Origin of the sequence: Caballeronia sp. DA-9, from assembly GCF_051615025.1 — a bacterium.
Taxonomy (GTDB): Bacteria; Pseudomonadota; Gammaproteobacteria; order Burkholderiales; family Burkholderiaceae; genus Caballeronia; species Caballeronia sordidicola.
Genome location: NZ_CP195133.1, coordinates 678,636 through 689,731 on the forward strand (window position 1 = coordinate 678,636; position 11,096 = coordinate 689,731).

The 11,096-nt window shown below is 59.3% G+C and carries 10 protein-coding genes; 8 read left to right on the forward strand and 2 right to left on the reverse strand.

Annotated features, from left to right (window positions below):
- Window position 1 precedes the first annotated feature (1 nt).
- Window positions 2-742, reverse strand: a complete 741-nt coding sequence (locus ACRWA7_RS19270) for a response regulator (protein WP_438395519.1) — start codon at window positions 740-742, stop codon at window positions 2-4.
- 227 nt (window positions 743-969) lie between these two features.
- On the opposite strand from ACRWA7_RS19270, the gene recA reads away from it, so the two are divergent.
- From recA to ACRWA7_RS19310, 8 genes are all read left to right on the forward strand, one after another.
- Window positions 970-2,043: a recombinase RecA gene (gene recA, locus ACRWA7_RS19275; protein ID WP_060856981.1), complete on the forward strand. Its 1,074-nt coding sequence runs from the start codon at window positions 970-972 to the stop codon at window positions 2,041-2,043.
- A gap of 16 nt (window positions 2,044-2,059) precedes the next feature.
- Window positions 2,060-3,616, forward strand: a complete 1,557-nt coding sequence (gene recX / locus ACRWA7_RS19280) for a recombination regulator RecX (RefSeq protein ID WP_438395521.1) — start codon at window positions 2,060-2,062, stop codon at window positions 3,614-3,616.
- A 122-nt stretch (window positions 3,617-3,738) separates the two neighbouring features.
- Window positions 3,739-4,425: a DUF2889 domain-containing protein gene (locus ACRWA7_RS19285; protein WP_438395523.1), complete on the forward strand. Its 687-nt coding sequence runs from the start codon at window positions 3,739-3,741 to the stop codon at window positions 4,423-4,425.
- A 163-nt stretch (window positions 4,426-4,588) separates the two neighbouring features.
- Complete coding sequence (sucC, locus tag ACRWA7_RS19290; protein ID WP_341845230.1) at window positions 4,589-5,770, forward strand: ADP-forming succinate--CoA ligase subunit beta; 1,182 nt, start codon at window positions 4,589-4,591, stop codon at window positions 5,768-5,770.
- Between the two features lie 127 nt (window positions 5,771-5,897).
- The gene (sucD, locus tag ACRWA7_RS19295) at window positions 5,898-6,779 is read left to right on the forward strand and encodes a succinate--CoA ligase subunit alpha (protein WP_031359567.1); all 882 of its coding nucleotides are present in this window, start codon (window positions 5,898-5,900) and stop codon (window positions 6,777-6,779) included.
- A gap of 146 nt (window positions 6,780-6,925) precedes the next feature.
- Window positions 6,926-7,636 carry a TerC family protein gene (locus ACRWA7_RS19300; protein WP_438395525.1) on the forward strand — a complete coding sequence of 237 codons (711 nt, stop codon included), beginning with the start codon at window positions 6,926-6,928 and terminating at the stop codon, window positions 7,634-7,636.
- 118 nt (window positions 7,637-7,754) lie between these two features.
- Window positions 7,755-8,357, forward strand: a complete 603-nt coding sequence (locus ACRWA7_RS19305; RefSeq protein ID WP_438395526.1) for a pilin — start codon at window positions 7,755-7,757, stop codon at window positions 8,355-8,357.
- A gap of 227 nt (window positions 8,358-8,584) precedes the next feature.
- On the forward strand, window positions 8,585-10,405 hold the full coding sequence (locus ACRWA7_RS19310) for a PglL family O-oligosaccharyltransferase (RefSeq protein WP_438395528.1): 1,821 nt from the start codon (window positions 8,585-8,587) through the stop codon (window positions 10,403-10,405).
- Window positions 10,406-10,514: 109 nt separating this feature from the next.
- Here ACRWA7_RS19310 and moaC read toward each other — a convergent pair whose 3' ends face one another.
- Window positions 10,515-10,994 (reverse strand): cyclic pyranopterin monophosphate synthase MoaC, encoded by a 480-nt coding sequence (gene moaC / locus ACRWA7_RS19315; RefSeq protein ID WP_438395529.1) that lies wholly within the window; start codon window positions 10,992-10,994, stop codon window positions 10,515-10,517.
- Window positions 10,995-11,096 lie beyond the last annotated feature (102 nt).

Below are 11,096 nucleotides of genomic sequence, written 5' to 3' on the forward strand. Positions count from 1 at the left end.
ATTACTTATAGTGAGGGCTGGACGGTGCTGGGCCAGCGTCCGCAGGTCCTGGCGGGACCGGAGCGACGGCTGGTACAACGGCTTTTTCAAGGCTATAGCCTAGCCCGCGAACGGTCATGATGCGCGCTCCGCCGGGCTCGATTTTTTTTCTTAGCCGATGGACATAGACTTCGATCGCGTTATTGCTGACTTCCTCGCCCCACTCGCAAAGATGGTTGACAAGCTGTTCCTTCGATACCAGCCGGCCAACCCTTTGCAGAAGGACTTCGAGCACGCCGAGTTCGCGCGCGGACAACTCGATGACCTGGTCGTTGATGGACGCAATGCGCCCGACCTGATCGAATGAAAGCGCGCCGTGCCTGACAACAGTAGGACCGCCGCCCGCGCCGCGCCGCGTGAGGGCGCGCACGCGGGCTTCGAGTTCGTTCAGCGCGAACGGTTTGGCCATGTAATCGTCGGCGCCGAGGTCGAGGCCCTTGACGCGCTCGTCGACGCTGTCGGCGGCTGTGAGAATGAGCACGGGCATCTGCGAATTGCGGGCGCGCAAGCGCCGCAGGACTTCGAGGCCGGACATCATGGGTAGCCCCAGATCAAGGATCAGAAGGTCGAAAGTTTGTAGCGAAAGGGCGGTATCGGCTTCCACGCCATGCTTGACGTGATCCACCGCATACCCCGATTGGCGGAGTGATCGAACCAGACCATCCGCGAGTATGCTGTCGTCTTCGGCAATGAGTATTCGCATCGTAGTGTGCGCAGAAAGCATTGCCGGCACCGCAATTCGCCCGGCGCGGCGGTCTCCAGGTGTTGTGGTGCGCTTGCAAGGTCACAGCGTGGTGTTGAAACTACGCGCACTGATCCCACTTGCAAAAACACCTGTTTTTTTATACAGTGTCTGAAGCAGTGCACCCAGTGGGACAAAAGCCCCGCGGGCATGCGCCAGATGCCGTTCATCATAGCAAAGGACGATTCATGGAAGATAGCAAGAAAGGCCCGGGCGGGATGTCTGCGGAGAAGAGCAAGGCGCTGGCCGCTGCGCTGTCGCAGATCGAAAAGCAATTCGGCAAGGGGTCGATCATGCGACTCGGCGCTGGCGAAGTCATTGAAGACATCCAGGTGGTGTCGACTGGTTCGCTCGGACTGGATATTGCATTGGGCGTCGGCGGCTTGCCGCGCGGACGTGTGGTCGAGGTCTACGGTCCGGAATCGTCGGGCAAGACCACGCTGACGCTGCAAGTGATCGCGGAAATGCAGAAACTCGGCGGCACGGCGGCGTTTATTGACGCGGAACACGCACTCGACATTGCCTATGCGCAAAAGCTCGGCGTAAATCCGTCGGACCTGCTGATCTCGCAGCCGGATACGGGCGAGCAGGCGCTGGAAATCGCGGACGCTTTAGTGCGCTCGGGTTCCATCGATATGATCGTGATCGACTCGGTTGCGGCGCTGGTTCCGAAGGCTGAAATCGAAGGCGAAATGGGCGATTCGCTGCCTGGCTTGCAAGCACGTTTGATGTCGCAGGCGCTGCGCAAGCTGACCGGCACAATCAAACGTACGAACTGTCTGGTGATTTTCATCAACCAGATTCGCATGAAGATTGGCGTCATGTTCGGCAATCCGGAAACCACAACGGGTGGTAATGCGCTGAAGTTCTACGCGTCCGTTCGTCTGGATATTCGCCGTATTGGCTCGATCAAGAAGAACGACGAAGTGATCGGCAATGAAACGCGCGTGAAGGTGGTGAAGAACAAGGTCGCGCCGCCATTCCGCGAAGCCATCTTCGACATTCTTTATGGCGAAGGTATCTCGCGTCAGGGCGAAATCATCGACTTGGGCGTGCAAGCCAAGTTGGTGGACAAAGCCGGTGCCTGGTACAGCTACAACGGCGAGCGGATTGGTCAGGGCAAGGACAACGCGCGTGAATTCCTGCGTGAGAATCCGGAAATGGCGCGCGAAATCGAGAACAAGATCCGCGAGTCGCTGGGCGTCAATGCAATGGCCGATGCACTGCCGGGCGTTGCCGAAGTGGCTGATGAAGAAGAATGAGTTTTAGGCGGTAAAGATGATGCGCAAGAGCCGGTTCGGATCGAAAACCGGTCGCGATTCAAGTCGTGACTCGGAGCAAGACGACGCAAAGGACGATTCGGACGGCTCGAATTCCTCAGGTGATGACGGCGAAAATATCGGCGCTGAGGAAGAGGTTGATCACTATGAAAGAAGCAGCGACCGATATCGCGCGACATCGAATGAACGCGCTGGTGTGGAGGGATCTGCGCCGGCGCGTCGTTCATTTGGCAACAGCTTTAGTAAAGGTGGTGGCGAAAACGGCGGCGGCTTTAAGGGCAGCAGCTTTTCGAGCAACAAAAACAAAGGCAGCGGCAGCAGTTTCGGCAGAAAAAGCAGCTTTGGAAAAGGTGGTAACGGCTCGAGCCTTTCGATTGGAACATCGAAAGCCGAGGCTATCGCAGCGAGCGCCATTCCTAATGAAATTGCTGCGCCTGAAGAAGCCGACCCCGTATATGAGCGGTCAAGCGATCGTGCGTTTCCAAAGAAACGTAGTTCGTTTGGGGGCGGAGGGTTGGGGCGTTCGACTTCCGCAAGGTCATCGGCCAATGAATCAGATGACGTCTACGAGCGCTCCAGCGATAAAAAATTTGGACGAAGCAGTTCTGGCGGCGGCAACAAATCTTCATTCGGCACGAAGGCAGCCAGGAAGCCAGTTGACGGCGAAGACGTTTTCGAGCGATCGACCGACCGCGCCGCAAGCCGCCGAAGTGCTTTCTCAAAAAAGCTGACTGAAGATAAATCATCTACCGGGGTTGTAGATCCAGTTCAGCAACGGGCTGTGGCGAACGTCACAAACTCAGGCGATCGACTGAAGCAAGCGCAGGCCCTGGTTGAACAAACGCTTGTTCAAAAACCGCGTAGTGCATCCTCGAAAGCGGCGGTCACATCCACGCCTGAACGCTTGACGGCGACAGATCGGGCCATTGCAGGCGGCTTCGAGGACGCAGCCGATCCCTTCGAACCGTTCGAACAATGCGTGCCTGCAGAAAGCAGCGCTCCGGATGCACGGCTCTCAAACGCAGACTCCGAATCGGTCTATTCCCGCGGAACGACCGGCCGAAGCAAACCGCCGGCAACTAACGAAATCAAAAGAAAGCGCCCGCAGCTATCTCTGCGTGGTCGAGCGCTCGGCTATCTATCCCGCCGCGAACACAGCCGCGCGGAACTTACCCGCAAACTCACGCCGCACCTCACAGAAACCGATTCGCTGGAAACCTTGCTCGACGCACTTGAGCGGGAAGGCTGGTTATCGAATGAGCGGTTTGTCGAGAGCGTGGTTCACCGGCGCGGCGCGCGCCTGGGCACAAGCCGCATTGTGAATGAGCTCAAACGCAATGGCATCGATGAAACGCTTATTCAGGACGCTAACGCAGCGCTGAAAGACACCGAACTCGCGCGCGCGCGGGAAGTCTGGAGCAAAAAATACGGCGAACTGCCCGTCACGCCGGCCGATCGCGCCAAACAGGCCCGCTTTCTGGCAACCCGGGGGTTCACCAGCGGCGTGATCATGAAAGTCTTGAAGGCCAGTGACGACGATTTCAGCATGGAATAAGCCTGAAAGCGGCAAAAATCGCCCTGATTCAGCCTTAATCGGCCTACTGGCAACTCCGTCCGGCTCAAAATGCCCAGTATGGTAAAATCTCGGCGTTTTCCCATTCCGGCCTTTCTCTGCACATGCCGCTTTCCCCGCCCGTTTCCCGTCAGTTGCGCCATCGCCGCGCGATTCGAATGGAAGCGTTTGAGCGTGATGACGGCTTGTGGGACATCGAGGCCTGCCTAACTGATGAAAAGCCGCGCGACGTCAAACTCGCGTCGGGCGTCCGGCCCCAAGGCCTGCCGATCCATGAACTCTGGCTGCGCATCACTATCGACCGCACGTTCGCTATCGTCGACGCCGAAGCGGCTTCCGATTGGGCGCCGTATGGCCAGTTGTGTTCAGCATCAAACCCGGCTTACGGGGCGCTCATCGGCCTCAATCTCATACAAAATTTCCGTCGTGAATCGAGCCGTTTGCTGGCCGGCACGACCGGTTGCACCCATCTCACCGAACTTTGCGCCGTATTGCCCACCGCTGCCATCCAGGCTTTCGCTGGCGAAGTCTGGAATACCGAAAAGGGCGGCGCGCCCGGGCAATCAGGGGACGCGTCGAAGAAGCACGGCGCAGATTACGGCGCGCCCGGGAAATCAACCGATACAGACAAACCGCCTTTCCAGCTCGGCCGTTGCAACGCATTGCGTTTCGATGGCGAGGCTGTCCGGCAACACTATCCACGCTGGTTCGGTCACGCGCCCAGGAGCGCGTCCGACGGAACTGCACGCATCGTGGAAAAGGACAGCGGACAAGGCCGGGAGCGCACTTGAGCCAGCTCAGCGAAACCCGCTTGAGCAGGTTCACCAGAACTGGCCGACCACGAAATACCAGCAGAATCAGCATGCGTCCGGCGACGCTTGTCATCGCCACCGGATACATTGCTCGGCGTAAATCTTCGTAATCAACCATTCGAAGTTCAATCCAACTCTCAGACTGAAGGAATCACGCATGAAGATTCACGAGTACCAGGGAAAGGAAATCCTGCGGAAGTTCGGCGTCGCGGTCCCGCGCGGCAAGCCCGTGTTCTCGGTGGACGATGCGGTCAAGGCCGCTGAAGAGCTGGGCGGCCCGGTATGGGTCGTCAAGGCTCAGATTCACGCTGGTGGCCGTGGTAAAGGCGGCGGCGTGAAGGTTGCGAAGACGCTGGACCAGGTTCGCGAATATTCGAACCAGATCCTCGGCATGCAGCTCGTCACGCACCAGACCGGCCCTGAAGGCCAAAAGGTGAACCGCCTCCTGATCGAAGAAGGCGCGGACATCAAGAAGGAACTGTACGTGGGCCTCGTGCTCGACCGCATCACGCAAAAAGTCGTGGTGATGGCATCGAGCGAAGGCGGCATGGACATTGAAGAAGTCGCGGAAAAGACGCCGGAACTGCTGCACAAGTTCGCCGTCGAGCCATCGACGGGCCTTGAAGACAAGGACGCCGACGATCTCTCGCGCAAGATCGGCATTCCCGAAGGTTCGATCCCGCAAGCTCGCGCGATCCTGCAAGGCCTGTACAAGGCATTCTGGGAAACGGATGCATCGCTGGCCGAAATCAACCCGCTGATCGTCACGGGCGACGGCAAGGTGATCGCACTCGACGCCAAGTTCAATTTCGATGCCAACGCGCTGTTCCGTCATCCGGACATCGTGGCGTATCGCGATCTGGACGAAGAAGATCCGGCTGAAGTGGAAGCATCGAAGTTTGATCTGGCCTACATCTCGCTCGATGGCAACATCGGCTGCCTGGTGAACGGTGCGGGTCTGGCAATGGCGACCATGGACACCATCAAGCTGTTCGGCGGCGAGCCGGCCAACTTCCTCGACGTGGGCGGCGGCGCCACGACCGAAAAGGTCACGGAAGCCTTCAAGATCATGTTGAAGAACCCGGGCCTGAAGGCGATCCTCGTGAACATTTTCGGCGGCATCATGCGCTGCGACGTGATCGCGGAAGGCGTGATCGAAGCCTCGAAGGCTGTGTCGCTGAAGGTTCCTCTGGTCGTGCGCATGAAGGGCACGAACGAAGATCTCGGCAAGAAGATGCTGGCGGATTCGGGCTTGCCCATCATCGCGGCCGACAGCATGGAAGAAGCTGCGCAGAAGGTCGTCGCGGCAGCCGAGGGCAAGTAAGCGCCAGGATCATTTCCGGCAATTACGAGCGTTCCACCAGACACGAAAGGCGGCGCTTTTCCGCCCGGCCGCGCCTTGAACCCAAGGTGCGCAGGTGAAAAGCGGCGTCGACGAACAGAGGCACACCATGTCGATTCTGATCAACAAAGACACGAAGGTTATTACCCAGGGCATTACCGGTAAGACCGGCCAGTTCCACACCCGCGCTTGCCGCGAGTACGCGAACGGCCGTGAGGCATACGTTGCGGGCGTGAACCCGAAGCGCGCCGGCGAAGATTTCGAAGGCATCCCCATCTACGCAAGCGTCGCGGAAGCGAAGGCTGAAACGGGTGCAACCGTTTCAGTGATCTACGTGCCGCCGGCTGGCGCCGCTGCTGCAATCTGGGAAGCGGTCGAAGCCGACCTGGATCTCGCGATCTGCATCACGGAAGGCATTCCCGTGCGCGACATGCTCGAGATCAAGGACCGTATGCGTCGCGAAAATCGCAAGACGCTGCTGCTCGGACCGAACTGCCCGGGCACGATCACGCCGGACGAACTGAAGATCGGCATCATGCCGGGTCACATTCACCGCAAGGGCCGCATTGGCGTGGTGTCGCGTTCGGGCACGCTCACGTACGAAGCGGTTGGCCAGTTGACGGCGATTGGTCTTGGCCAGTCGTCGGCAGTCGGCATTGGCGGCGATCCGATCAACGGCCTGAAGCACATCGACGTCATGAAGATGTTCAACGACGATCCCGACACGGACGCCGTGATCATGATCGGAGAGATCGGTGGCCCGGACGAAGCGAACGCGGCTTACTGGATCAAGGACAACATGAAGAAGCCGGTGGTTGGCTTCATTGCGGGTGTCACGGCTCCGGCTGGAAAGCGCATGGGCCACGCGGGCGCGCTGATTTCGGGCGGTGCGGATACGGCCGATGCCAAGCTGGAAATCATGGAAGCATGCGGTATCACCGTCACGAAGAACCCGTCGGAAATGGCGCGTTTGTTGAAGGCGATGCTTTAAGGAACGGCTGATCGACAGAAAACGCAGGCTTTTGATATGCTTATGTAAGCCTTGCGTAACACGTCGGTACTAAGAGCGGGGGAGCTGATGCTTCCCCGCTTTTTTGTTGGGCGTGCTTTTTGTTGCTGTCGCTCACCGGTTTTTTCATGCTCGAATTCTTCGCCACGCTCCATTGGGGCGCTGTTTTACAAATCATCATCATCGATATCCTGCTCGGCGGCGATAACGCGGTCGTCATCGCGCTCGCCGTGCGCAATCTGCCCGATCAACAACGCACTCGCGGCGTGCTGCTCGGCACGCTCGGCGCAATCATCCTTCGTGTGGTGCTGATCGCGTTCGCCGTCGTGCTGCTCGATATTCCGTTCCTCAAGTTTGTCGGCGGCCTTTTGCTGTTGTGGATCGGCGTGAAACTCATGATGCCGGATCACGGCGATCCGAACGTGAAACCGGCCGATCAGCTTTGGACCGCGATCAAGACCATCATCGTTGCCGACGCTGTCATGAGCCTCGACAACGTGATCGCGGTCGCGGGCGCCGCCGAGGCCGCCGATCCGCAGCATCGGCTCGCACTCGTGATCTTCGGTTTGCTCGTAAGCATTCCGCTGATCGTGTGGGGCAGCACGCTTGTGTTGAAGCTGATCGATAAATTCCCGATCGTGATCGCGCTTGGCGCCGGGTTGCTCGGGTGGATCGCGGGCGGGTTGATCATTGGCGATCCGTTTATTGACCGCTGGCCCGCGCTGAACGTGCCGAGCGCAGAGTACGCCGCGCACATTGCGGGAGCTGTGCTGGTGCTGGCGGTTGGCTGGCTCTTCCGCAAGCGCGGGCAGGCCGCGCAATCCAACGCCGCACACTGATTTTGCCGTGAAGCGGTGGCCGTTTGGCTGACTGTCAGGGCCTTGCCGGGCTCAATAAGATCGAAGCGTCTGGATTGCATCACGCAGCCAGACGCTTCGTCCTTTTGGGAGTTCAGCAATGACAGTAGCGGTGTGCGGGTTCAAGAGCATCAGGGAAGGCCAGTCGTGGTTTCGGCGGCTATTGGCGCGGGATAAAAAGAAGCGCTTGGGGCTGGGTTTTACGCTGATCGAGTTGATGATCGTGTTGGCAATTGTGGGCGTGGTCGCGGCGTATGCGATTCCGGCGTATCAGGATTATCTGGCGCGCAGCCGGGTGGGAGAGGGGTTGTCGCTCGCGTCTTCAGCGCGGTTGGCCGTGGCTGAAAATGCCGCGAGCGGATCTGATCTGGGCGGCGGATATTCCACGCCGCCAGGCACGCGTAACGTGGAATCCATTCACGTGGATGAAGACAACGGCCAGATCACCATTGCATATTCCACGCGTGTAGCGCCCGCCGGATCGAACACAATCGTTCTGGTGCCGTCCACGCCCGATAACGCCGAAGCGCCGACCGCGCGAACGGCTTTGACGAAGGGTTCGGTCCAGGCGGGATCTATAACCTGGGAATGCTTCGCCGCGACGAAATCATCGTCGTCGTTGCCAGCGCCGGGTGCAGGCCCGTTGCCATCCGAAGCAGCGACGTTGGCGCCGAATCTTGCACCGCCAGAATGCCGCGCTTAAGTTCCACGCCGGTTAGATCGTGCTGAAAAGGCTGACCGCATGAAACCGTAATCGCTGATTCGATATTTGAAAGCGAGCACGCGGATTGTGTTCAGCTTCTCTGTTTTGCCGAAAGCGCCACGGATTTCTAACGATCGACTGCGATTTCGGCGCATTTCATGCCGGGCGCCGCACAGCATGAGTAATTTTTTGTATAGTGCGCCGGTTGCCGACGTTCCCGACCCCTCATGCCTTCAAATATCGCGCGCTACCTTACTCTTTCCGTCCTCTGTCTGGCGCTGACGATTCCATTTGCAGTCGTCAACCATACGTATCCCATTCCGACCTTCTACGCCGAATACAGCGCGTTCGGGTTGTTTCTTGCGCTCGGTGCCGGAATGGCGCTGGTCGTGCGCTTGTCCGAGCCGCGTGTGGCATTCGCGACGCCACTCATCGCGTTGATGCCGCTCGTGCTCGGGCTTTTGCTTGTGGCGCAGACAGTTGTACTTCCGGTCGCGCAGCCCTCCATGAACTGGCTCGGCGGCGGTTATCTGCTGGCGTCGTTTATTGCCGTGCATACCGGATATGGCTTCGTGCGCGCCGGAATGGCCGAGAAAGCGTTGCGCTGGGGCGCATCGGCGTTGATCGTGGGCGGCCTGTTCGCCGTGTTCTGCCAGGTCGTGCAACTCTTTCATATGGAAGCGAAGTTTTCGCCGTTCGTGGTCGCCTACAACGTGAGCGTCGAGCGCCGGCCGTTCGGCAACATGGCGCAGGCGAATCACCTTGCTACGTACATCGCGTTCGCGACCGCGGGGGCGCTTTATCTGGTACAGACGCGGCGCTTGCCCGTGGTCGTATGGTTCGCGCTCTCCGCGATATTTTCTGCGGGGCTTGCTCTGACGGTATCGCGTGGTCCGTGGTTGCAGATGGGCGTGATCGTGGTCGCCGGTTTATGGATGGCCTTGATCCAGGGCCGCCCGAGCGCCGCCGACGATCCCGACGCGCCCGCGAGCGATGCTGCCAAACATAAGGCGCGCGCATGGCTGGTTCCCTTCGTGCTGCTGGTGCTGTTCTTCGCGGTGAACGCCGCGATCCGATGGGCGAACGTGCGCTATCAGCTTGAACTGGGACAGTCGGCGGCGGAGCGCATGCAGGACGCCAACCAGATCGCGCCGCGGCTCGCGCTGTGGAAATACGGCTGGACCATGTTTCTGACGCATCCGTTGCTGGGTGTGGGCTGGGGCGAATTTCCGCTGCATCAGTTCGAGTTTGTGCGTGAACTCGGCGGTGTGGAGATCGCGAATAATTCGCACGATATCTTCATTGATCTGCTCGCCAAAACCGGTTTGCTTGGGTTGGCGATCGTGTTGTTCGGCGTGATTGGCTGGCTCGTGCGTGTGCTGCGCGCGCCGCATACGCCTGCGCGGATTTTTGCGCTCGCGTTGCTCGGTGTTCTGACAATGCACGCGCTTGTCGAATACCCGCAGCAGTACATGTTTTATCTGATGCCCGCCATGCTGATTTTTGGCTTGCTCGAAACGCGGCCTTTGCGACTGGTTTCGCGCTCGTTTTCGTTCGGGCTTTATGCTGTGCTGGTTGTCCTCGGCCTGCTTTCGCTTTATCCGGTGCTTCGCGATTACAACCGCGCGGAAGTGCTGTATTACGGTGCGCGGCCCGCAGAGCAGTACGCGGCGGATCCATCGTTCCTGTTTCGAGCGTGGGGCGAATATGGTGCGGCTACGTTGCTGCCCATGAACGGCCAGGATCTTGCCAGCAAGCTCGACAGGCATCGTCAGGCGATCGCGCTGTTGCCGGGAGAAACCGTCTTGCGTCGATACGCCGTGCTGCAGGCGCTGGCCGGTCAGAATCAGGACGCGCTCGATACCGTGGCGCGGCTGAAGATTTTCGCGACCGAGCTGCACGACTGGCCGACACAACTGGAGTTGGTGTTCAAGTCGCTCGATGAGCAGGGCAAGCCGGTCGCGGCGTTCAAGGCGGAACTGGTGAAGCTGTATGGCGTGCCGGCGGCATCGGAGACGGATGAAAGCGATGACGATGACGATGAGTGACGCTCGCGCGTCTTGATCCCGACGTTACCGCGTGGAGAAAACTAAAGGCCGTTCCAGCGCAAGCTGGAACGGCCTTGGTCTTTCCGAACCGAAATCAACGAGGAAGGTGCTATTCCTTCGCCACCCAATCCCCCGACTTCCCCCCATGCTTTTCCAAGACCTTCACATTAGTGATCGTCATCCCCCGATCCACCGCCTTGCACATGTCATAAACCGTCAGCAGCCCGACCTGCACGGCCATCAGTGCTTCCATCTCCACGCCGGTCCGCCCGACCGTTTCAACGCGCACTTCGCAATGCACGCCGGGCAGTGTTTCATCGATGGAAAAATCCACCGCCACGCGCGTGAGCGCCAGCGGATGGCATAGCGGGATCAGATCCGACGTGCGCTTTGCACCCTGGATCGCCGCAATCCGTGCAACGCCGAGCACGTCGCCTTTCTTGGCTTTGCCGTCGCGGATCAGCGCGAGTGTGGCGGGCAACATTGCGATGGAGCCGCGCGCAACCGCAATCCGCCGCGTTTCGCTTTTGTCGCCGACATCGACCATGTGCGCTTCGCCAGAAGCATCGAAATGTGTAAGTCCGGACATGAATTCTCCTTGCATCGGCGCTCATGATACCAGCGGCGTGCGGGTGGTCCACGCGCGCTCACGCTGCTACGATAAGCCTTTCCGGCCGATGCCTCCGGCCAT